This window comes from Paeniglutamicibacter sp. NPDC012692 (genome assembly GCF_042901625.1).
Lineage (GTDB): Bacteria > Actinomycetota > Actinomycetes > Actinomycetales > Micrococcaceae > Paeniglutamicibacter.
Genome location: NZ_JBIBDE010000002.1, coordinates 593,342 through 614,209 on the forward strand (window position 1 = coordinate 593,342; position 20,868 = coordinate 614,209).

Below are 20,868 nucleotides of genomic sequence, written 5' to 3' on the forward strand. Positions count from 1 at the left end.
AGGAACCGGGCCGCCGCCGATCCCGGGGATCGGCGGCGGCCCGACTCCTTCATGCATCGGCGTCCGGCGGACTCCGGCGGCTTTGTGGCTACGCGCGGTCGGCGAGCGCCTCCGCGGTCGCGGCGGCGTGCTGCCTCGTGAGTTCCACGTAGGTCTCGGCATTGGCGCGGCAATGCTGCACCTCGGTGATGGTGAGTTCGCGTCGCACCTTGGCCGGGACCCCGGCAACCAGCGAACGCGGCGGAACCACGGTCCCCTCGAGCACCAGCGCGCTGGCCGCGATGAGCGAGCCCTCGCCGATCACCGCGCCGTTGAGTATGGTGGCGTTCATTCCGACGAGGGCGCCGTCGCCCACGGTGCATCCGTGGAGCACGGCTCCGTGGCCGATGCTCACGAAGTCGCCGATGCGGGCGGGGAAGCCCGGGTCCGCATGGAGGACCGCGTTGTCCTGGAGGTTGCTGTGCGCTCCCATGCCGATGGATTCCATGTCGGCGCGAATGACCGCACCGTAGAAGACGCCGGTGCCGGCGCCCACGGATGCGTTCCCGACGATGGCGGCCGTTGGCGCCAGCCACGCCGATTCATCGATGGCGGGGGCCTTGCCGGCGAGGGTAATGATGGTGGTCATGATGTTCTTTCTGTTGTTGTGAAGACCAGGGGGTCAGGATGCGATGGCCAGCAGCGGCACCAGCAACGAGGTCACGAAGAGCACCAGGGCGCCGCCGAGCCGGTTGGTCAGCGCGGCAAATGGCATCAGGTGCATCCGGTTCGCGGCGCTGAGCACCGCCACGTCGCCGCTGCCGCCGGTGTCGGCCATGACCAGGCCCGGGGTGATGGACGCTTCGACGAAGTTGAACTTCATGAGCCAGCCCAGGATGCCGGAGGTCAGGGTGGCGATCAGCACCGTGGCAACTGTCAACATGATGAACTTCGGGTTGCTCAGCGAGGTCACGACCTCTTCCATGTTGATGTAACTGATGCTCACCCCGACCAGCAGCGCCGGGACCATGGTGGCGCCCACCAGGTCGCCCCAGTCGGCGGTGGATTCCTCGATGTCCTTGGGCAGCCAGCCGAAGATCTTCACCGCGGCCGCGGCGATGATGGTCCAGGCGTAGGGGTGGAGGACCTCGATGTAGGATCCGACCAGTTGCCCGAAGATGAACAATGCGCCGGCGAAGAGCAGCCCCTTGCCCAGGGCAATGAACGAGGAGGCCTCGCGCTTGGGCGGCAGCGACAGTTCCGACTTCTTGCCCTTGATGCGCATCAGCTCGCCGTGGCCGTTGAACCCGACGAAGAACTGTTTTCCGGTCTTGCCCAGGCCGTTGTAGATGCCGGCGATGATGATGCACACGATGTTGGCCACCACGACCGCCGACATCAAATCGCCCATGAACGTCGCCGAGTCCTGGCCGGTGCGGGAGGCGTACATCTCCGACATCGGCAGCGCACCCACGCCCAGGCCGCCGGCCATGATCGGGGCGGCAATGAACAAGATGCCTTCCATGAACCCGAATCCGGTGGCGGCGCCCAGCAGGCCGACCAGCCCGAACGTCGCCACCAGGCAGCCGACCATGGGAACCGCGAAGCGCGGCCCGGCCTTCAACAGCAGGGCGCGCGGCATGCCCAGGATGGAACCGGCAATGATGGTGATGACAAAGAAGTCCAGGAAGCCGTGGCCCTTGACGAAGTTCTGCACGACCTCCACGAGGTTCGCCGGCAGCAGTCCGAAGGACATGAGGGTGGCGGGGATGAAGGTGCACAGGACCGTGGGCAGGCCGAAGTCGCGCACCACCGGGAACAGGTTGCCGATCCAGATCAGCACGCCTCCGAAGAGGATCGTGACAGCGAAGCCCGAAAGCATCGAATCGGGCAGGTTTCCGGTCAGCGCGGCAATGAACACCATGGCGGCGAGCACCAGGAAGAGCGCCGCGGGCAGGCTGGCGATCCGGGTGCCGCGGGGGCCGGGGAAATGCGTGCCGCGTAGCTTGCCGACGCCGGGTTCGACGCGGCGCAGGGTGCCTGGATCGTCGTTTCGCTCGTCGTCAAGGGTCGTGGGGTTTTCAATCTGAGACATCTTCGTCCTCACAGAATGATGGGGCGCACCGGCTCCATGCGGAGGCTTCCCGGCGTGCGGTGGATGGGGTGGCAGGTGGATCTAGTGCCCGGTCAGGGCGCCGGCAGGCAAGGCCGGTGAGTTGGAGACGGCTTTCCGGGCCAGCATTACGGCCCGGTTGAGCACGGGTTCGTCGATGCCCGTTTCGTGGCCCGCCGCGTGCAGGTGCGCCACGAGTTCCTCGGTGGCGAGGTTTCCGGCGGCCCCCGGTGCGAAGGGGCATCCGCCGTAGCCGCCCAGGGCGCTGTCGAAGCGCGTGATCCCCGCGGCAATGGCGGCATCAACCGTCGCAAGCGCCTGGCCGTGGGCGTTGTGCAGGTGCAGGTAGTAGGTCAGGTCGGGTTCCGCGTCCTGAACATGGCGCAGGCTGGCCATGAGGCGTTCAGTGGGAGTGGTGCCCAGCGTGTCGGCCAGACCGATCTGGGTGATTCCCATGGCCTTGAATCCACGGACCACGCGCACCAGGTGGTCCGGCTCGATCTCGCCCTCGAAGGGGCAGGTGAAGGCGGTGGAGATGCCGGCGAAGAAGTTGGTTTCGGGGTGCAGTGCCACGTCCGCTGCGAGGGATGCGAGCGCCTGCTCGATGCTACTTCCGGCGTTTGCGCTGCTGTGTGCCTGGCTGGCGGATGTCACCACCTGGATGTCGGTGGCACCGGCCGCCACGGCCCGCACGATTCCCTTGCCGTTCAGCACCAGGGAGGTGAAGGTCGCGCCGGTGTCGGTGGGGAGGCCTGCCAGGACCTTGACCGCGTCGCCCATCTGCGGCACGCGGGCCGGGTTCACGAAGGAGGCGACCTCGATCCGGGCCACTCCGGCTTCCATCAGGGCACCGGCGATGGCCAGCTTGTCGGGCGTGGAGACGATGACGTTTTCGTCCTGCAGGCCGTCGCGCAGGAAGACATCGGTGATCTGGATCCGCATGTTACTTGGCCTCCCTGACGCCGAGTGAGTGGATTTCCTCGGCACTCAGGCCCGCCAGGTCCCTGAGCACCTCGTCGGTGTGTTCCCCGAGTTCCGGGCCGACCCAGTTCACGCGGCCCTCATGGCCCGGGAGCTTGGGAACCACGCCCGGGAAGCGGATCAGTTCCGGCTCGTCCTCGATGATGACCTCGTGGGTCTGGATCATGTCGCGGGCCAGGTAGTGCTCGTCATTGGCGATCGAGGGTGCGTCGTAGACCGGTCCGGCGGGGACGCCGGCGGCATCCAACGCCGTGAGCACGTCGGCCAACGGCATCGCGCCGGTCCAGCCGGCGATGGCTCCGTTGAGCTCCTCCTCCCGGGCGCTGCGTCCCTCGGTGGCCAGCAGGGTTTCGTCGGCAGCGAGGTCCTCACGGCCAATGGCCTTCATGAGCCGGATGAAAACGGAGTTGGAGTTGCCGCCGATCACGACCTCCAGATCGTCCCCGCACAGGTAGGAACCGGTGGGCACGACACCCGGCAGCGCTCCACCGGTGCGCTTGCGGATCATGCCATAGGCATCATAGTCGGGGACCAGGGACTCGAGCAGGGAGAAGACGCCCTCGTAGAGCGCGACGTCGACGATCTGCGGGCCCTCGCTCTTCACGCCCTGCGCCTTTTGGAACATCAGCATCAGCGCGCCGATCACGCCGTAGAGGCCCGAGACGGTGTCCCCGACGCTGGCTGCCGCGCGGCCAGCCGGGCGGTCCGGTTCGCCGGTGATGTAGCGCAGGCCGGCGAAGGACTCGGCGGAGCTGCCGAACCCGGCACGGTTCTTGTACGGACCGGTCTGGCCGTAACCGGAAATGCGGACCATGACCAGATTCGGGTTTGCAGCGTGCAGCTCCTCGGGACCCAATCCCCACTTTTCCAGCGTCCCCGGGCGGAAGTTCTCGATCACGACGTCGGTCTTGGCCACGATCCGCAGGACGGCCTCGCGGCCCAGCTCGCTGCGCAGGTCCAAGGCAACGGACTTCTTGTTCCTGCCCATGGTGCGGAAGAGCATCGAGGTGGTGCCGCGGGTCTTGCGCCAGTCGCGCAGTTCGTCGCCGCCCTCGGGCTTTTCGATCTTGATGACCTCGGCCCCGAAGTCACCGAATAGCCGTGCCGCGAACGGGGCGGCGATGAAGCTTCCCAGTTCCAGCACGCGGATTCCCTCGAGCGGCAGCGTGCTGCCCGGGAGGTGGAGATTTTCAGTCATGTTCTAGGCCCTTTTTTCGGTGACTCGATCAAGATTTCCCACCAGGTGGGATATGATTCCCTGTGGGCAGGAAGACCATAGCAAGTGATCCAGCCCACAGCAAGGGGTCTGGGGGGCGGGATTCTCGCCTGGACCTCTCCTCGCGCTCTGCCAGGCTGCGAACCACAACGTCAGAAAGCGGTTTTGCTTCGCCGAAGTGCGCGTCACATAACATGGGCCCGGATACATCTCGCTTAATCGAACTCGAAGGAAACAGTCATGACAGAGGCGGCATCCACCAGCAACCGCATGTTAGAACGGGTCGCCCTGGTCCTTGACGCCGTGGATGATTCCTCGGCTTCGGCCAGCGAGCTGTCACGGCGCACGGGCCTATCGGTGTCGACTGTCCACCGGTTGGCCCTGTCCATGGCGGAGTATGGCTTTCTGCGCCGCAATGATGACGGAGATTTCAAGCTGGGCCACCGCTTCGTGCGCACCGCACTGGAATCTGTTGCCCAGCCGATCCTGACCGAGCTGCGCAATGCCACCGGGGAGACTGCCCAATTGTGGATCCGACGGGGAGAACGGCGCATTTGCCGACTGACGATGGACAGCCAGCACGAATTGAAGGCAACGCTTCCGGCGGGTTCGGCTTTGGAGCTGCCCAACGGTTCGAGCGGCCGGCTACTTTCCCATGACCCCGAGGCACTGGAATCCGTGTCGAAACACGGGTGGGTTGAATCGGTGGGACGGCGTACCCCCGGGCTGGGATCGGTCAGCGCACCAGTCATGCTCCGCGACCAAATGATCGCCACGCTCTGCCTGGCCATGCCGCTCAGCCGGGTTGAGGCATCCCCCGGCAGGGACTTCGGGGAGAAAGTTGCCCGCGCGGCACGACTGATCGGCACGGAACTGGAAACCGGCAGGCAACTGTAGGGATGACTTCCCGGGCTCAAAGCCCCCAAGCCCGCGCGTTCTCCAGCGCCTGGTCCATGTCCGAGGCTTCCAGCTTTCGGTAGAGGCTGCGCATCTGGGACTTGACGGTGTTTTCGGACCGGAAGTCCGTCTCGGCAATCTGGCGACGGGTCATTCCGGCACGCAATTGCCGCAACACCTGCTGCTCGCGCGCACTGAGCACCGGGCGCCTGGGCAACGTGGCGGGCGCCAGGTCCAGCACGAACCCGAGTCGCTGGAATTCCTCGGGCTCAAGGTCCAGGGTCATGCCCACCTCGGACCACCCGGGAACCATGCCCAGGATCGCGAGGTCGTACAAAACCCCCGAGTCCCGATGCATCAGCTGCACGCGCCGCAAGGTTTCCGGAGTCGGGCCCAGGGGGTTCCGGGCGGCGAGATCCAAATACAGCGCCACGTTGCCACGCCGACGCAGGCCACCGGTGAGCTGGATGTCCTGAAGGGCGGCCAGCGCGGCGTCGGGATTCCCGTTGAGCAGGTGTCCGAGTGCAAGCAGCAGCGGATCCCTGTTTTCGACCCCGGTTCCGATTCGCATGGAGCCTCGTTCCAGGATCTCGGCCAGCATGAGAATGTCGTCGAACAGCCTCTGCGCCAGGGGTGCAGCCGCCGCAAAGCGGCGCTCCCGGCGTAGTGATGCGATCATCGTCGTCGCCGCATCGAAGATGCCGGCATTGATCTTCTGCAGCGCCAGCAGGTGGGCATGCACGCACCAGAATTCGTCGTTGTCCGGTTTCGGAGGCAACGCTTCCATGGCCTCATTGAAGCCGGGGTAGTCGAGCCTGGCCAGGGCCAGGTAGGCACGTGCCATCGCGGCGGTGCGCTCCACCATGCTCCGGCCCCACACCACTTCCCCGATGGCGGCATCGTGCGCGGCCATCCAGCGCAATGCGGCGGCACTGTCGCCTTCCAGGACTTCCATCAGGGCCATCTTTCCGGCCACGTCCGCCAGCAGGAAGGCCTTGCCCGAGGCCTGCGCCCAGTGGAATCCCCGTTCGTAGGCCTGGCGCGCCTCGGCATCGTGGCCGGCCAGGTACAGCGAAATGCCGGCCTGGAGTTCGATCAGCGACGCCAGGGTCGGGTTGATCCTCTGGGCATCAAGGGCGCGGTGCAGCGCCTCACGGAGACGGTGGGCGGCGTCCGCGGCCTCCGGGTAGAGCCCCGACTGCCGCAGGTGGAGCATCTCCAGCATGCCCACGGTCAGGGCGTGGGTGTTGGGTTTGGCGTAGAGCCTCTCCGTGTCCCGCCGCAGCTGCCGGGCCGTGTGGTTCCTGGCGTAGTCGGGTTCAAATCCCGGGAGCTGGAGGGTCATCCCGTCACGGTCCGCCTGCCCGAGGAGCCGCATGCCGACGCGCATGTACTCGGTCTGCTCGGCAATGAAGCGCGGGACCTTGGCCGCAACAACGGCCAATTGCCGGGGATTGTCGAGAAGGATGTCCGCCCAGCGATCAAGCAGCAGGTTCAGCAGGGCCGGCCAGCTGCGGCGTGCCACGGCCGAATCCGCCGCCTCTCCCACCCCGCGGGTCACGGCCATCGCGTTGACGGCGGCCAGTTCCAGGACGGCGACGGGCTCGCGACCGCGGAGCCCGACCCGTTCCACCAGGACCTGCCGCACCATCGCCGGCATCATCCACCCGCCGCGGCCATCCGCCTGCACCAGGCCCGCCTCGACGAGCTCCTCCAGGGTGTGCACCACCGGGGAAAATTCCCCGTAGAAGGCCTCGACGGTGCGCGTGTCGAAGGCGGGCAGGAATCCTGCCTCGGACAACGCCCCGTCGGGGTCGCGGTGGGCCAGCCAGACCGCCAGGCCGTTGCGGATGATTTGCTGGGCACGGACGCGGGCCTTCGGGTCGGCCGCCAGGGCCTGGGTCGCCGCGAGCCACCCGCCGGACAACTCGTGGATGCGACGCGCATCGTCCCGCTCGGGGTTCGGGCCGGGGCCAACAAACTGCGCCGTCTCCCCGGCATCCAGCAGAAGATCGCGGTGTTTTGCCACCAGGCACGGGGTTCTGGACGCCAGGTCCCAGAGGGAGGCGGCCGGCGCGAGGATGACGGCCAGGTGCAGCCCGGCTTCCGCGCGAAGCCGTTGGACCAGCAGGTCCACCTCGGTTTCCTCGTTGATTCCCCCCCCGGACCAATCCAGCACTTCCCCGGTCCGTTCGCCGATCCACGAGCGCGCAAAATTTCCGCGGCCAGTGCCCGCGGCAGCGCGGATAAACAGCAGCCTGCAGGTTCCGTCGTCCCAGGCCAGGAATCTCGCCAGGGTTGGATGCGTGACCTGTCGACCGGATGCGGCCCCCATGCCGTCCTCCCCCTCGTTCACGTTGCACATTCCCCGCTGCGGCGAGGCGCCGGCTGCGGCCGGCCTTCCAAGGACGCCACCCGCACCAACAGGGCGGCGGGCAATTGAATCCTCATCCTAAGCGACAGGTCCCGGTTTCGGTCTTCATCCGGACTATCCGATCCGACACATTGACCGCCCGCGACGCACCCGGCTCCCCTAGAATTGGGCTGACCCCCCGCAGCGCGTCCGTGCCCGGAATCCCGCCCACACTTCTCGCGGACGAGGCCCCGCAGCCGGCGACCACGCGAAGCAACCAATTTTCGAACGGACATCACTCATGCCTTCCCAGATCGCGGCCGCGCCGACGCCCGAGGAACGCCAGTCGGTGCTGCGCACGCTGCGCCACCCCAGGCTGCTCGGCATCGAGGTACTGGGCGGGCTGGTGGTGGCGCTCGCGCTGATACCCGAGGCCATCGCGTTTTCCGTCATTGCCGGGGTCGACCCGCGGGTGGGGCTGTTCTCGGCGTTCACCATGGCCGTGACCATTGCCTTCACCGGCGGCCGCCCCGCAATGATTTCCGCGGCGACCGGTGCCGTCGCCCTGGTCATCGCCCCGCTGGTGGCAAGCCACGGCATCCACTACCTGGTGGCCGCGATCCTGCTGGCCGGGGTCTTCCAGATCCTGCTGGCGGTCCTCGGCGTCGCCAAGCTCATGCGCTTCATCCCGCGCCAGGTCATGGTCGGCTTCGTCAACGCGCTCGCGATCCTGGTGTTCATCGCCCAGCTCCCCGAGCTGGTGGGAGTCCCGTGGCTGGTCTACCCGCTGCTTGCCCTGGCGCTGGCCATCATCTTCGGGCTGCCGAGGCTGACCACCGCGGTCCCGGCACCGCTGGTGGCGATCGTGGTGCTCACGCTCATCACGGTGCTCAGCGGCGCCGTGGTTCCCACGGTCGGGGACAAGGGGTCGCTGCCGGGCAGCCTGCCATCCCTCTTCCTGCCCCGGATCCCGATCGACTTCGAGACCCTCCAGGTGGTCGCCCCCTACGCGCTGGCCGTGGCCTTCGTGGGGCTGCTGGAATCCCTGATGACGGCGAAACTCGTCGACGACGTGACCGACACGCGCTCGAACAAGACCCGCGAGGCCTGGGGCCAGGGCGTGGCAAACCTGGTCACCGGGTTCTTCGGCGGCATGGGCGGCTGCGCGATGATCGGCCAGACCATGGTCAACGTGAAGGGCTCCGGGGCGCGGACGCGCATCTCCACGTTCCTGGCCGGCGTCTTCCTGCTGGTGCTTGTGGTGGTGTTCGGCGACGTGGTCTCGCTGATTCCCATGGCCGCGCTGGTGGCCGTGATGATCTTCGTGTCGGTGGCGACCTTCGACTGGCACGGCATCCGGCCCTCGAGCCTGCGCCGCATGCCCAAGAGCGAAACCGCGGTCATGGTCATCACCGTGGTGGCGACCGTCTTCTCGCACAACCTGGCTATCGGCGTGGGCCTGGGCGTGCTCTCCGCGATGGTGCTCTTCGCCCGCCGCGTCGCCCACTTCGCCACGGTGGAGCGCCGCCTGGATCCGAGCGGCGACACCGTCACCTACAAGATCCACGGCGAGCTGTTCTTCGCCTCGTCCAACGACCTCTACACGCAGTTCGAGTACGCGCTGGATCCGGCGAACGTCGTGATCGACATGAAGGAATCCCACCTGTGGGACGTCTCGACGATCGCCGCGCTGGAGGCGATCACCGCCAAGTACGCGGGCCGCGGCAAGACGGTCGACATCGTCGGGATGAACGAGGCAAGTGCCGCCATGCACGAACGCATGGCCGGGCACCTGGGCTGATCCGGGCTAGGCCCGGGCCTTGGCCTCGACCTCAACAAACGCACCCTCGAGCCAGGCGCGTTCGAGCTCGTTGAGCGCACGGCTGGAGACCTTGTCCTCGGCCAGCGGCACCATCACCGAGGTGCCGTCGAAGACCGGCTGACCGTCCTGGATCCCCACGTGGCGCAGGGAGAACGACTTGGTGCCGATGCGCACCACGGAAAGCCGGATGGTCATGGTCGGCTGGTAGTGAAGCGGGCGCAAGTAGTTCAGCTGCAGCGAGGCAACGACGGTGCCGAAGGGGAAGCGGCCGGACTTGCCCCGGGGCTGGGTCCAGCGGATGCGGGCCTCCTCCATCAGCGTGACGACGCGGGCGTTGTTCACGTGCCCCAGCGCGTCCTCGTCGGACCAGCGCAACTGCAATTCCATGTCGATGGGCACTCCGGCGCCCGCGGGGTTGTTTTCACTCATGAACCCCATTGCACCAGAGCCGGGGCCAAGCGCGCAGTAGATTAAGCACGTGGCGGCCGCATCGCGCCGATAGGCTGGGCAGATGCGTCTTTGGAGCCTGCACCCGCGTTACCTCGACACCAAGGGGCTGCTGGCCTGTTGGCGGGAAACCCTGCTGGCACAAAAAGTGCTGGACGGCGGGACCACCGGATACCGGAACCACCCGCAGCTGCAGCGCTTCCGCGCCACGGCCGACCCGCTGGCGACCGTCGGAATCTATTTGGCGCATCTGGCGCTGGAGGCCGATGCGCGGGGCTACAACTTCAACCGGGGCCTGATCCTGCGCCCGCCGGCTGGATGCGAAGAACCCACGCTTGCCGTGACCGTCGGCCAGGTTGCCTACGAGCGGGAGCACCTGCTGGCCAAGCTCGCGATGCGCGACCCGCAGCGCGAGGCAGTGCTGGAAGACGACAATCCGCCGACCCTGCACCCGCTCTTCGTGGCGGCTCCCGGGGACATCGAGTCTTGGGAACGACCCGCGAACTAGACGGCAGGGAACTCGATGATCTCACTGCGGATCAGGAAGCGCTTGCCCTCCGGCGCCTCCACGGAGAAGCCGGATCCGCGCCCGGGCACCACGTCGATGGTCAGCTTGGTGTGTTTCCAGTACTCGAATTGTTCCCTGCTCATCCAGAAGTCCAGGGTGCCCAGCGCGCTGCCGTCGGCATCGGGCAGCGTGAAGACGCCCAGCAGGATGTCCGAATCCCCCGTCTTGAATTCGCCGGCCGGGAAGCACATGGGCGAGGAGCCGTCGCAGCAGCCTCCGGACTGGTGGAACATCAGCGGCCCGTGCCGGTGCCACAGCAGGCGCAGGAGGTCCGCGGCTTCCTCGTTCATTGCCACCCGGGAGAATTCCTCCCCGGGGATGGCCGCCGCTGATTCGATGACGGTTTCCATGATGTGCTCCCTTGTGTCCGCCGAGGCGGAACGGCATTCCCAAGCACCGAGGCCCGGCGCCGCTCCATGACGGTGGTGCCGGACCTCGATGCTGACCTGGTGGCTCGGCCCGTGTCAGGCCAAGTGTCCTACTTTTGCCCGACGTAGTCGATGACCACGCGGCCGTCGATCTTTGCGTGGAGCATCTCGTCGAAGACCGCATTGACGTCCTCGAGCGGGCGGGTCTGGATGGTCGGCTTGATCTTGCCCCGGGCGTAGAAGTCCAGTGCCTCGATCATGTCCTGGCGGGTGCCGACGATCGATCCGCGGATCGTCAGGCCCTTGAGCACGATGTCGAAGATCGGCGCCGGGAACTCCCCCGGCGGCAGGCCGTTGAACACGATGGTCCCGCCGCGCCGGGTCATGTTGATGGCCTGGCCGAACGCCGCCGGGTGCACGGCGGTGACCAGCACGCCGTGGGCGCCGCCCGTCGCCTTCTGGATGGCCTCGGCCGGGTCCTCGGCGAACGCGTTGACGGTGACCTCGGCGCCGTGGGAGCGGGCCAGGTCGAGCTTCTCGTCGGCCACGTCGACGGCGGCAACGCGCATGCCCATCGCCACCGCGTACTGCACGGCGATGTGGCCCAGGCCTCCGATGCCGGAGATGACAACCCACTGGCCCGGCTTCACTTCCGTCTGCTTGAGCCCCTTGTAGACGGTCACGCCGGCGCAGAGCACCGGGGCGATCTCGTACGGGTCGGCACCCTCCGGGATGTGGGCGGCGAACTTTGCGTCGACCAGCATGTACTCGCCGAAGGAGCCGTCGACCGAGTAGCCGCCGTTCTGCTGGGACTCGCAAAGCGTTTCCCAGCCGGTGCGGCAAAATTCGCAGCTGCCGCAGGCGCTGGCAAGCCAGGCGTTGCCCACCAGGTCGCCGACCTTCACCTCGGTGACGCCCGGGCCGATCTTGACCACGTTGCCCACGCCCTCGTGGCCAGGGATCAGAGGAAGGGACGGCTTGACCGGCCAGTCGCCGTGCGCGGCGTGCAGGTCGGTGTGGCAGACGCCGGAGGCGATGACCTTGACCAGTGCCTGGCCCGGGCCCGGCTCCGGGATCGGCGCGGTGCCGACTTCAAGTTCTTCGCCGAACGTGTTGACGATGGCTGCTCGCATGGTGCCCATAGAGATGTTCCTTTGCTCGAGTCGTTGTCGTTTTCGGGCGCGCCAGGGGAAGCGTCGTTGCGCCGGCGTCGCGCCCGGTGGTCTTGAGGGTGTGGATCGGAAAATGGCGTGTGGTCCCCCGGGACGCAGGCGGGCAAGGGATGAGGTTGTTGGCCTGCGTCCGGGGGAAAATTGCGGTTTAGAAGAATCCGAGCTTGTCCTCGGAGTAGGAGACGAGCAGGTTCTTGGTCTGCTGGTAGTGGTCGAGCATCATCTTGTGGTTCTCACGTCCGATGCCCGAGGACTTGTAGCCGCCGAACGCCGAGTGCGCCGGGTAGGCGTGGTACTGGTTGACCCAGACGCGGCCGGCCTGGATGTCGCGGCCCGCGCGGTAGGCGGTGTTGCCGTTGCGGCTCCACACGCCCGAGCCCAGCCCGTAGAGGGTGTCGTTGGCGATCTCGATGGCGTGGTCGTAGTCGGTGAAGCGGGCCACCGAGACGACGGGTCCGAAGATCTCCTCCTGGAAGATGCGCATCTTGTTGTGGCCCTCGAAGATGGTCGGCTGCACGTAGTAGCCGCCCTCCAGGTCCCCGCCGAGTTCGGCGCGGCCGCCGCCGGTGAGCACCTTGGCGCCCTCGGCCTTGCCGATGTCCAGGTAGGACAGGATCTTTTCCAGCTGGTCGTTGGAGGCCTGGGCGCCCATCATGGTGTCGGTGTCCAGCGGGTTGCCCTGCTTGATGGCCTCGGTGCGCTTGATGACGTCGGGCAGGAACGTGTCGTAGATGGAGTCCTGCACCAGCGCGCGCGACGGGCAGGTGCAGACCTCGCCCTGGTTCAGCGCGAACATGGTGAAGCCCTCCTGGGCCTTGTCGTAGAACGCGTCGTCCTTGGCCGCGATGTCCTCGAAGAAGATGTTCGGGGACTTGCCGCCCAGCTCCAGGGTGACCGGGATGAGGTTCTCGGAGGCGTACTGCATGATCAGGCGGCCCGTGGTGGTTTCGCCGGTGAACGCGATCTTGCGGATGCGCTTGTTGGAGGCCAGCGGCTTGCCCGCCTCCACGCCGAAGCCGTTGACGACGTTCAGCACGCCGGCCGGGATCAGGTCGCCGATCAGTTCCATGAGGACCAGGATGGAGACGGGGGTCTGTTCGGCCGGCTTCAGGACGATGGCGTTGCCCGCGGCGAGCGCCGGGGCGAGCTTCCAGACGGCCATGAGGATTGGGAAGTTCCACGGGATGATCTGGCCGACCACGCCGAGCGGCTCGTGGAAGTGGTACGAGGTGGTGTTGTCGTCGAGCTGGGACAGGCCGCCTTCCTGGGCGCGGATGGCGCCGGCGAAGTAGCGGAAGTGGTCGATGGCCAGCGGGAGGTCGGCGTTGATGGTTTCGCGCACCGCCTTGCCGTTGTCCCAGGTTTCGGCGACGGCGAGCATTTCCAGGTTTTCCTCGATGCGGTCGGCGATCTTGTTCAGGATCACCGCGCGGGCGGCCGGGCTGGTCTTGCCCCACGGGCCCGCCGCTGCCTCTGCCGCGTCGATTGCCGCCTCGATGTCCTCCGCGGTGCCGCGGCCGACCTCGCAGAACCCCTTCCCGGTGACCGGGGTGACGTTTTCGAAATACTGCCCCTTGATCGGGGCCACCCACTGCCCACCGATGTAGTGGTCGTATCGGGTCTTGAAGTGAACGAGGGATCCTTCGGTGTTCGGGTTTACGTAGACAGTCATGGTGTCTCCTTGGATTTCGGGGGTTTTCACTACCATGTGTGAGCCTACTCACACCGACGTTGCGGCAACGTTGCATGCCTTCGCGGGCAAGGTTGCAACGCTGCCGTGACTGGATGCCTGCCGTGAATCGAAGTGCCGAAGGGGGCCTCGCGTCTCGACGGACACGCCACTTCGTATCGCTGTGCAACCTCGGCTTGTACTCCACCCGCCACGGGTGGATCATCAAGAGTCACCTTCAAACCGGACAATGAAAGCGAAGCGCCATACATGCTTGCCGCAATCGGCGAATTCCTGCCCCTGGCACTCGGCACGGCTCTTAGTCCGCTGCCGCTGATCGCCATCGTCTTCCTGGTGCTCTCGGCCAACGGGACCGGCCGCAGCGTAGGCTTCATGGCCGGGCGCTTGCTGGGTATCGCGGTGATGCTGACCGTACTGACGTTTGCCGCCGAGGCCATGCCGGAAACGCGGGAAACCACGGTGTTGGGCGGGCTTATCAAGATCCTGTTGGGCCTTGGACTGGTTTACGTTGCGGTGCGCAAATGGCGCAAACGGCCGCAGGGGGAAACCGAACCCCCGATGCCCGGTTGGGTAGCGGGGCTCGACACGATCTCAACCCCGCGCGCCTTCGGCCTGGGGCTTCTGGTGACTGCCATCAACCCGAAGGAGCTGGCGTTCACTCTGGGCGCCGCCATTTCAATCGGTGCCGCCCACCAACAGCCCGGGGCCATCGTTGTTTTGGGTCTGCTTTATGTATTCATTGCAGGCACCACCGTCCTGGCACCGGTTCTGATGCACCTCGTCGCTCCCGAGCGTGCCCAAAGCATTCTGGGGTCGGCCCAGAGGTGGTTGTTGCGCCACCAGTCAACCGTTGTCGGCGTCGTACTGCTGGTGCTGGGCGTTGTGCTGGTCAGCGACGGGTTGACCTACCTCTAAAAGGCATTGTCCGAGGGTTCCCCGGTGGCGCACCACGGACAGCTACCCGTTCGCTTCCAATCGCTCGAGCGAGGCAACGATCAGGGCGCGGTGTGGCGATCGGGCCGGCAACACCTGCAAGGTGGTGCTCAGCAACTCTTCGTCACCGCTTGTTTCGGGGGTCTGCAGGAATTGCAGCAATTGCTCCTCGTTGCCGTCCTGCAGCATCGCCTGCCGCAGCGCGGCAAAAACTTCCACGCGGATCGCCTCGATGCCCGGCGCGCTCGAACGCTCAAGCACCGGTCCCCCGTAGTGCGCTAGGGCGGCGTCCAGGTCGCCGGACTCGATGGCCTTAAGCACTTCGCGTGCGTCGCTGCGCGGGACCCTCGCCAAGCGATACGGGCGTGAGAGCGGCACCAGGGAATCGTCAAAACCGGAAAGCGCCTTGCGCAACCGCACCAGTTCCGCGCGCAGGGTTCCAAGGTCTGCGGCATCCGGGTTCACATGCAGCAGGTCCACGAGTTCTTCGCCGGTGAGTCCTCGTGGATGCCAGCTCAGCAAGGTCAGGAGTTCCGCATGCCTGGTGCTGAGCTCCAACTGCTTGGCCCCGCGAACCGCCACGGGGCCGGTGGCCGGCATGAGTCGCAGCAGGGAATCGTCATCACCACGGGCGCGCCGGTTCGGGGCAGCGAAAATGCTACGTCTTGCGGCGGGCGGCTCAGTCCTTTCCTGCCTTTCCTGCTGCCAGCGAAGCTCGGATTCCGCGGCGGCAACGGCGGCCTTGAGCAAGGCCAGCGAGTAAGGGGCAACAGCTTCCTCCCCGCCGGTCAGGTCGACTACCCCGATCACTTCACCGGTGCCGGGCGCGCGGATGGGAACGGCGGAGCAACTCCATGTGTGGGCAATTTCGTTGAAATGTTCGGCGCCCGAGACCTGCACGCCCTCGCCCGTGGCCAGTGCCGTTCCAGGGGCGGAAGTTCCCACCGTGCGCTCGGACCAGTCTGCCCCCGGAACAAAGGCCATGGATTCGGCTTGCCGAAGCACTTGGCTTTCACCCTTGACCCAGAGCAGTCGCCCGGCATGGTCCCCGACGGCAAGGATCAACCCCGCGTCCTTGGCGGGTTCCAGCAAAAGCCTGTCAAATACGGGAAGTATCAGACGAATCGGGGAGTCGGAGCGCAATTGCTGCAGGTCCCCGTCGGCCAGCACCGTGTGTTCATTGGATCTCGAGTCCGCTTGGAACCCTATGGAGCGCAGCCACGAATCCCTGACCACGTCACGCAATTGATAGACGGAATTTCGAAGGTCGTTCTTACCCAAAATTTCATGGGCTTTCATCGCATGCCGCTGGTGCGACTGCGAAGCCGGGGAAATCAGCGGCATTCTCTACCTTTCGAGGCAGGGTTCATGGCGGTCGTCTGGAGACAAGGTCAACACGATTCCATCGCAATGTTTAGCCCAGCCTAGGTGAGATCCCCGCCCATTTGAACCCTTGGCAGCGACCCGCCCGCATGCCAGAGTATGTGTCGGGCCACTTTGCTGCCCGGCCGAGGGCACAAGCCTGACAGAAGGGAACGGTCGTATGGACCGCATGGTTTTCATCAATCTTCCAACGAAGGATCTCGCGGCCTCGGATGCCTTTTACTCCGGCCTCGGCTTCAAGAAGAATGACGATTTTTCGAATGACATGGCCAGCGCGTGGATGATCACGGAAACCAGCTGGATCATGATTCTGACGACCGGGTTCTACGAATCGTTCCTGCGCAACGGCGACACCCCCGCGTTCGGTGCGGGCGGGCGCGAAGTGCTCAACGCCATCAGTGGCGAGAGCCGCGCCGAGGTTGACGAATTCGCCAGCCTTGCGCTCGCGCACGGCGGCACGATTTACAGAGAGGCTTCCGAGGAATTCCCCGGCATGTACTCGGTGGCGTTCCTGGATCCCGACGGGCACGAGTGGGAGGTCGGCTGGATGGACATGTCGGCCTTTGGCGCTGACGGGGAGTAGCGGAGGCGCTTTCCCGCGTGGTTGGGGGGCGCCGGTGGTTTCGAGGGGTGCGGAACCACCGGCAAACTTCCCGGGCCCCGGGCATCGCCCTGTCCACCGCCACGTTGGCGTTCCCTCGTCTAGCGTTCCGGCAGGTTCGCAAGGAAGGATCGCGCGCACTCGACGTCGTCGCTTGTCTGCCTGATTAGCTCCTCCACGGTGTCGAATCGCTCCATGGCGCGCAGGAACGCGACAACATGAACGCCGATTCTTCGGCCGTAGAGATCCGCGTCGAAGTCGTGGATGTATGCTTCCACGCGCTTTTCTGTGACGTCGCCAAACGTGGGGTTGTTCCCCACGCTGACGGTTGCCCCGAACGTCTCGGTCGTTGGCGGGAAGGAGACGAGGCAGGCATAGACGCCGTCCTCCAGCTCCCCCGCCAAGGAATCCACCTCAATGTTCGCGGTGGGGAAACCCAAAACCCGGCCGCGCCTGTTGCCGCCGACCACGACCCCGGCGAACCGGGTCGGCACGCCGGCCGGGGCGGCAAGCATCCGGTTCACTGCCGCATCCCGCGCTGCGGCGGAGTCTGGAAGGTCATTCGGCAATCTGCAGCTCGCGGAACTTGCTCTGGTGGAACACCAGTGGGGTGACGTCGGGGAACAGGTCGGACTTGACGACCTCCAGCAGGACGACCACGTGGTCTCCCCCGTCGAAGGTCGAGCGCACCTCGCATTCGAGCCAAAGCGCAGCTCCCTCCATGACCACGGCCCCGGCGTCGGTGGCGCGCCACGGTGCCTCAAGGAACCTGTCGGTGTTGCGCGAGGCCAGGCTCCGGCACAGCTTCCCCTGGTGCGAACCGAGCACGCTGAGGCCCAGTCGGTTGCTGTCGGCAAGGACCGGCCAGGTTGCGGAGGACTTGGCAACGCAGATCCCCACCAGGGGCGGGTCGAGCGAAACGGAAGTGAAGGAGTTGACCGCGATGCCCACCGGGGTTTCGTCGACGACCGAGCAGACGGCAACGACACCCGTCGGGAAGAGCGAGAATGCCTGTCGCAGGGCAAGCTGGTCGGGTGCGCCCTCGGTGTTTGTCTGTATTGACATTTTCTGGCTCCTTCTCGATCCAACGAATGCTCGGGACTCGTATTCAAGTTTGACTAGTTAGAAAAATACTATTGTGCATTTGTCGTCCTAACAAGTGCGCCTTCGATGTTTTTTGGCTTCTTTTTTGACTACGATGGGAGCCATGTCAACCACAACGCGTCTCCTGGTGCTGGGTGCGGTGCACCAGTTCCAACCAGTGCATGGCTACTTCCTACGACGTGAGTTGCTCACGTGGCATGTGGACGAGTGGGCGAACATCCAGCCGGGGTCGATCTACAACGCCTTGCGCTCCCTGAAGAAGGACGGCTACGTCGAGGAAACCGGGACCGAGTCCGAGGGCAAGCGGCCGGAGCGCACCACCTACAGCATCACCCCGGAGGGCGAGGTCGAGTTCCTGCGCCTGCTCCGCGGGGCCTTGTGGACGGTCGAAACCTTCGACATCGGCCCGGTCATGGCGCTGACGTCGTTCATGTATGCGCTCAGCCGCGAGGAAGTCCTGGCGGCGCTGGACCACCGCGTGCGTGAGATCGACGCAAAAATCGCCAGCAACAAATACAGCATCGAGGATGTCCACCGGTCGACGTCCACCCCCGCCTACGTCCGGGAGATCTTCGAGCTCTCCATCAGCCGGCTCCGCGGGGAACAGACGTGGGTCCGGGGACTCTCCGAACGCATGCGCGCGGGTGAGTACACCTTCGCCGGGGAGACCAAAAAGCCCAAGGTCGTTCAGCCCAAGGAAGCTCCGGCCGGGGACGCTTCCCCGGAGCCCGCGGACGCAACTTCCTAGGGAACCACAGGCTTGGCCGCCTCGGCAGCCAAAAATGCCGGGCTTGCCGCTTCACTTCTCGAAGCGGCAACCCCGGCATTTCTGCTGTGCAACGGACCCGCCTAGGATCCTTCACAACGCCCCCTGGCTAGCGGGTCGCCACCAGTTCGGCGAGCGATTCGACGCTCAGCCGATCCGTCTGTGCGCCCAGGTCCATGGCCACCAGCGCCCCGGCGGCCGAGGCCCGCTCCATGGCCTCCGGCATCGAGGCCCCGTCGCCGAGGGCCGCAGCCAGTGCGCCGCAGAAGGCATCCCCGGCCCCGGTGGTGTCCACGGCGTCGACGGCGAACGCCGGCACCCGCAGGTCGTCGCCCGCCCGGCTTTTCCACCGGGACCCCCGGGATCCCAGGGTCACGATGACCGACCGCGGGCCCGCGTCCAGCAGCGCATCGACGCCGCCCAGCGCCGCGGCTTCCGTCTCGTTGACCACCAACACATCCACATGCGCCAGCAGGGACTCGGCGAAGGCGTTGGTCGGCGCCGCATTCAGGATCGTCAGCGCGCCGGCCGCGCGGCCGGCGGCCAGCGCCGCCTCCACCGTCGACGCGGGAACCTCGAGCTGGGCCAGCACCACGTCCGCGCCGTCGACGGCGGTTGCCGCGGCACGGGCGGACAGCGCGGCGTTGGCCCCCTGCGAGACGATGATCGAGTTCCCCGACTCGGGCAGCATGGCCACGTGGGCCATGCCCGTCGGGAGGTCCTTGCTCACCGACAGGAGCGCGTCGCCAAGCCCGGCACCGAGCAGCGCCCGGCGCAGGAAAGCGCCGTCGGGGTCCTCGCCCACGCTCCCGCAAAAAAGCGTTTCGGCGCCGCTGCGCCCGGCGGCGACGGCTTGGTTGAAGCCCTTGCCGCCGGGGAGCCGGGCGACTGCCTCGCCGAGCACCGTCTCCCCGACCTCGGGGTTGCGGTCGACCCGCACCATCACGTCGAGGTTGATGCTGCCGACCACGCACACCACTCCCACGCCGTGCTCCCCCTAGCCGTTCAGCGCGTCGGCCGGCTGCACGCGGTGGCCCGCGGCCGGGTGGTTCGCGCCCAGTACCGGGGTGTCGGTCCCGAAGAGGCGCTCGCGCAGCGTGGAGCCCCCGTACTCGGAGGCGGCGACGCCGCGTTCGCGCAGGATCGGCAGGACCAGTTCGACGAAGTCGAGCGTCGACCCGGGCTGGATCACCGGGGTGAGCAGGAACCCGTCGAGGTCTGCGGTCTCGGCCAGCGCGCAGATCGCGTCCGCCACGTCCTCCGGGGACCCGACGACTGGGGTGCTGCGCACGCCGTGGGCGTGCCAGTCCTTGAGCACGTCGCCCACCGTGAGGTCGGCGAAGCGGGAGATCTGGGTCTGCGACAGCTCGGTGCGCAGCTCCGCCATCGGGGTTTCCGGGGCGTAGGCGGACAGGTCCAGGCCGGTGAACATGGCGTAGGAGGCCACCGCGACGGCGGGATCCTGGGCCGCGAGCACCGACTCGTACTTGGCCTGCGCCTCCTCGCGGGTGGGTGCGACGACGCAGGAGAACGCGGCCATCAGCTTCACCGAATCCGCCTTGCGGCCCGAGGCCACGGCCTCGTCGCGGATCGCCTTGACCTGGCCTGCCATCTTGGCCGCGGAGGACCCGCCCAGGAAGATGCATTCGCCGTGGCGCCCGCCGAACTGGCGGCCGCGGTCGGAGGACCCGGCCTGGAAAAGCACCGGGGTGCCCTGCGGGGAATAGGAGGTGTTCCCGTAGCCCTCGGAGCTGAAGTACGGCCCCTCGTGGCTGATCCGGTGGACCTTGGCCGGGTCGGCGAAGCGGCCGGCCTTGTCCCGCTCCAGCGCGTCGGGCTCCCAGCTGCCCTCCCACAGCTTGTAGACGACCTCCATGAAGTCGTCGGCCATGTCGTAGCGGTCGTCGTGGGCGACCATGGGGATGCCGAACGCGGCGGCGGCGGTCTCCGCGGTGCCGGTGGTGACGACGTTCCAGCCCAGCCGCCCGTTGGAGAGCTGGTCCAGGCTGGACATGCGGCGGGCGAAGGAATACGGCTGTTCGATCAGCGTCGAACCGGTGATCACGAAGCCCAGCTCCGTGGTGGCCGAGACCATGGCGGCGGCGACGATCGCCGGATCCAGCCGCGGCAGGTCCAGGGATTCGACGGTGCAGATCTCCGGGCGTTCGCCGTTGACCTCCGACCAGCCCCACGCGTCGGCCAGGAAGACGAAGTCCAGCCGGGCCTCCTCGCAGATGCGGGCGATGTTCTTCCAGTAGTCCAGGTTGTCGAAGTGGTCGCGCTCGTTCTCCGGGTGCCGCCAGGTGGCCGTTCCGGAGTCGTTGGCCTGGGCGTTTTCGAACAGGCCGAAGCGAAGCTGTTTCATGTCATTACCCTTCATCAAGAAATTTGTTGGATCCCGATGGCACGGGAAGGGAACCCTGGCAGATGAAGTTCTGCCGGGCGGCGCTCTATAGGGGGGTGTTTTCTAAAGAG

20 protein-coding genes are annotated in these 20,868 nt (G+C 66.4%); 6 read left to right on the forward strand and 14 right to left on the reverse strand.

Annotated features, from left to right (window positions below):
- Positions 1–88: 88 nt before the first annotated feature.
- From ACFY5D_RS10835 to ACFY5D_RS10850, 4 genes are all read right to left on the reverse strand, one after another.
- Entirely contained in the window at positions 89–628 is a 540-nt protein-coding gene (locus ACFY5D_RS10835; RefSeq protein ID WP_387529050.1) for a gamma carbonic anhydrase family protein, read from the reverse strand.
- A gap of 33 nt (positions 629–661) precedes the next feature.
- A complete protein-coding gene (locus ACFY5D_RS10840; protein WP_387529053.1) occupies positions 662–2,074 on the reverse strand; it encodes a 2-hydroxycarboxylate transporter family protein in 1,413 nt (470 codons plus the stop codon).
- A gap of 81 nt (positions 2,075–2,155) precedes the next feature.
- A complete protein-coding gene (locus ACFY5D_RS10845; protein ID WP_387529056.1) occupies positions 2,156–3,034 on the reverse strand; it encodes a hydroxymethylglutaryl-CoA lyase in 879 nt (292 codons plus the stop codon).
- Between the two features lies 1 nt (position 3,035).
- Entirely contained in the window at positions 3,036–4,271 is a 1,236-nt protein-coding gene (locus tag ACFY5D_RS10850; protein ID WP_387529059.1) for a CaiB/BaiF CoA transferase family protein, read from the reverse strand.
- A gap of 258 nt (positions 4,272–4,529) precedes the next feature.
- On the opposite strand from ACFY5D_RS10850, the gene ACFY5D_RS10855 reads away from it, so the two are divergent.
- Positions 4,530–5,186, forward strand: coding sequence for an IclR family transcriptional regulator (locus ACFY5D_RS10855; RefSeq protein WP_387529061.1), 657 nt, complete (start codon positions 4,530–4,532; stop codon positions 5,184–5,186).
- A gap of 16 nt (positions 5,187–5,202) precedes the next feature.
- Here the strand turns inward: ACFY5D_RS10855 and ACFY5D_RS10860 are convergent, their stop codons facing one another.
- Positions 5,203–7,542 (reverse strand): response regulator transcription factor, encoded by a 2,340-nt coding sequence (locus tag ACFY5D_RS10860; protein ID WP_387529064.1) that lies wholly within the window; start codon positions 7,540–7,542, stop codon positions 5,203–5,205.
- A gap of 298 nt (positions 7,543–7,840) precedes the next feature.
- Between ACFY5D_RS10860 and ACFY5D_RS10865 the strand changes: the two genes are divergently transcribed.
- Positions 7,841–9,340, forward strand: coding sequence for a SulP family inorganic anion transporter (locus tag ACFY5D_RS10865; RefSeq protein ID WP_387529067.1), 1,500 nt, complete (start codon positions 7,841–7,843; stop codon positions 9,338–9,340).
- A gap of 6 nt (positions 9,341–9,346) precedes the next feature.
- Here the strand turns inward: ACFY5D_RS10865 and ACFY5D_RS10870 are convergent, their stop codons facing one another.
- On the reverse strand, positions 9,347–9,790 hold the full coding sequence (locus ACFY5D_RS10870) for an acyl-CoA thioesterase (protein ID WP_387529070.1): 444 nt from the start codon (positions 9,788–9,790) through the stop codon (positions 9,347–9,349).
- Between the two features lie 82 nt (positions 9,791–9,872).
- Between ACFY5D_RS10870 and ACFY5D_RS10875 the strand changes: the two genes are divergently transcribed.
- Entirely contained in the window at positions 9,873–10,316 is a 444-nt protein-coding gene (locus ACFY5D_RS10875) for a pyrimidine dimer DNA glycosylase/endonuclease V (protein ID WP_387529072.1), read from the forward strand.
- Here ACFY5D_RS10875 and ACFY5D_RS10880 read toward each other — a convergent pair.
- From ACFY5D_RS10880 to ACFY5D_RS10890, 3 genes are all read right to left on the reverse strand, one after another.
- Positions 10,313–10,726, reverse strand: a complete 414-nt coding sequence (locus ACFY5D_RS10880; protein ID WP_387529075.1) for a DUF779 domain-containing protein — start codon at positions 10,724–10,726, stop codon at positions 10,313–10,315. The two genes, ACFY5D_RS10875 and ACFY5D_RS10880, sit on opposite strands and share 4 nt — an antisense overlap.
- 128 nt (positions 10,727–10,854) lie before the next feature.
- Positions 10,855–11,886, reverse strand: a complete 1,032-nt coding sequence (gene adhP, locus ACFY5D_RS10885) for an alcohol dehydrogenase AdhP (protein WP_387529078.1) — start codon at positions 11,884–11,886, stop codon at positions 10,855–10,857.
- Between the two features lie 178 nt (positions 11,887–12,064).
- Positions 12,065–13,588: an aldehyde dehydrogenase family protein gene (locus ACFY5D_RS10890; protein WP_387529081.1), complete on the reverse strand. Its 1,524-nt coding sequence runs from the start codon at positions 13,586–13,588 to the stop codon at positions 12,065–12,067.
- A 267-nt stretch (positions 13,589–13,855) separates the two neighbouring features.
- Between ACFY5D_RS10890 and ACFY5D_RS10895 the strand changes: the two genes are divergently transcribed.
- Positions 13,856–14,521, forward strand: a complete 666-nt coding sequence (locus ACFY5D_RS10895) for a GAP family protein (RefSeq protein WP_387529084.1) — start codon at positions 13,856–13,858, stop codon at positions 14,519–14,521.
- A 42-nt stretch (positions 14,522–14,563) separates the two neighbouring features.
- On the opposite strand, the gene ACFY5D_RS10900 is transcribed toward ACFY5D_RS10895, so the two are convergent.
- Entirely contained in the window at positions 14,564–15,883 is a 1,320-nt protein-coding gene (locus ACFY5D_RS10900) for a GAF domain-containing protein (protein ID WP_387529087.1), read from the reverse strand.
- 199 nt (positions 15,884–16,082) lie between these two features.
- On the opposite strand from ACFY5D_RS10900, the gene ACFY5D_RS10905 reads away from it, so the two are divergent.
- Complete coding sequence (locus ACFY5D_RS10905; RefSeq protein ID WP_387529090.1) at positions 16,083–16,505, forward strand: VOC family protein; 423 nt, start codon at positions 16,083–16,085, stop codon at positions 16,503–16,505.
- A gap of 119 nt (positions 16,506–16,624) precedes the next feature.
- Here ACFY5D_RS10905 and ACFY5D_RS10910 read toward each other — a convergent pair whose 3' ends face one another.
- Positions 16,625–17,038 (reverse strand): riboflavin kinase, encoded by a 414-nt coding sequence (locus ACFY5D_RS10910; RefSeq protein ID WP_387529789.1) that lies wholly within the window; start codon positions 17,036–17,038, stop codon positions 16,625–16,627.
- A 43-nt stretch (positions 17,039–17,081) separates the two neighbouring features.
- Positions 17,082–17,588, reverse strand: coding sequence for a flavin reductase family protein (locus ACFY5D_RS10915; protein WP_387529093.1), 507 nt, complete (start codon positions 17,586–17,588; stop codon positions 17,082–17,084).
- A gap of 142 nt (positions 17,589–17,730) precedes the next feature.
- Here ACFY5D_RS10915 and ACFY5D_RS10920 point away from each other — a divergent pair, with 142 nt between their 5' ends.
- Positions 17,731–18,375, forward strand: coding sequence for a PadR family transcriptional regulator (locus ACFY5D_RS10920; protein ID WP_387529096.1), 645 nt, complete (start codon positions 17,731–17,733; stop codon positions 18,373–18,375).
- Between the two features lie 127 nt (positions 18,376–18,502).
- On the opposite strand, the gene ACFY5D_RS10925 is transcribed toward ACFY5D_RS10920, so the two are convergent.
- Entirely contained in the window at positions 18,503–19,363 is an 861-nt protein-coding gene (locus ACFY5D_RS10925; RefSeq protein ID WP_387529099.1) for a ribokinase, read from the reverse strand.
- 27 nt (positions 19,364–19,390) lie between these two features.
- Positions 19,391–20,758 (reverse strand): NtaA/DmoA family FMN-dependent monooxygenase, encoded by a 1,368-nt coding sequence (locus ACFY5D_RS10930; protein ID WP_387529102.1) that lies wholly within the window; start codon positions 20,756–20,758, stop codon positions 19,391–19,393.
- Positions 20,759–20,868: the final 110 nt, after the last annotated feature.

What these genes read in the sequence shown, in the direction of transcription:
- ACFY5D_RS10835 (WP_387529050.1), bottom strand. Translation starts at nt 628, where the DNA reads ATGACCACCATCATTACCCTCGCCGGCAAGGCCCCCGCCATCGATGAA.
- ACFY5D_RS10840 (WP_387529053.1), bottom strand. Translation starts at nt 2,074, where the DNA reads ATGTCTCAGATTGAAAACCCCACGACCCTTGACGACGAGCGAAACGAC.
- ACFY5D_RS10845 (WP_387529056.1), bottom strand. Translation starts at nt 3,034, where the DNA reads ATGCGGATCCAGATCACCGATGTCTTCCTGCGCGACGGCCTGCAGGAC.
- ACFY5D_RS10850 (WP_387529059.1), bottom strand. Translation starts at nt 4,271, where the DNA reads ATGACTGAAAATCTCCACCTCCCGGGCAGCACGCTGCCGCTCGAGGGA.
- ACFY5D_RS10855 (WP_387529061.1), top strand. Translation starts at nt 4,530, where the DNA reads ATGACAGAGGCGGCATCCACCAGCAACCGCATGTTAGAACGGGTCGCC.
- ACFY5D_RS10865 (WP_387529067.1), top strand. Translation starts at nt 7,841, where the DNA reads ATGCCTTCCCAGATCGCGGCCGCGCCGACGCCCGAGGAACGCCAGTCG.
- ACFY5D_RS10870 (WP_387529070.1), bottom strand. Translation starts at nt 9,790, where the DNA reads ATGAGTGAAAACAACCCCGCGGGCGCCGGAGTGCCCATCGACATGGAA.
- ACFY5D_RS10875 (WP_387529072.1), top strand. Translation starts at nt 9,873, where the DNA reads ATGCGTCTTTGGAGCCTGCACCCGCGTTACCTCGACACCAAGGGGCTG.
- ACFY5D_RS10880 (WP_387529075.1), bottom strand. Translation starts at nt 10,726, where the DNA reads ATGGAAACCGTCATCGAATCAGCGGCGGCCATCCCCGGGGAGGAATTC.
- adhP (WP_387529078.1), bottom strand. Translation starts at nt 11,886, where the DNA reads ATGGGCACCATGCGAGCAGCCATCGTCAACACGTTCGGCGAAGAACTT.
- ACFY5D_RS10890 (WP_387529081.1), bottom strand. Translation starts at nt 13,588, where the DNA reads ATGACTGTCTACGTAAACCCGAACACCGAAGGATCCCTCGTTCACTTC.
- ACFY5D_RS10895 (WP_387529084.1), top strand. Translation starts at nt 13,856, where the DNA reads ATGCTTGCCGCAATCGGCGAATTCCTGCCCCTGGCACTCGGCACGGCT.
- ACFY5D_RS10900 (WP_387529087.1), bottom strand. Translation starts at nt 15,883, where the DNA reads ATGCCGCTGATTTCCCCGGCTTCGCAGTCGCACCAGCGGCATGCGATG.
- ACFY5D_RS10905 (WP_387529090.1), top strand. Translation starts at nt 16,083, where the DNA reads ATGGACCGCATGGTTTTCATCAATCTTCCAACGAAGGATCTCGCGGCC.
- ACFY5D_RS10910 (WP_387529789.1), bottom strand. Translation starts at nt 17,038, where the DNA reads ATGCTTGCCGCCCCGGCCGGCGTGCCGACCCGGTTCGCCGGGGTCGTG.
- ACFY5D_RS10915 (WP_387529093.1), bottom strand. Translation starts at nt 17,588, where the DNA reads ATGTCAATACAGACAAACACCGAGGGCGCACCCGACCAGCTTGCCCTG.
- ACFY5D_RS10920 (WP_387529096.1), top strand. Translation starts at nt 17,731, where the DNA reads ATGTCAACCACAACGCGTCTCCTGGTGCTGGGTGCGGTGCACCAGTTC.
- ACFY5D_RS10930 (WP_387529102.1), bottom strand. Translation starts at nt 20,758, where the DNA reads ATGAAACAGCTTCGCTTCGGCCTGTTCGAAAACGCCCAGGCCAACGAC.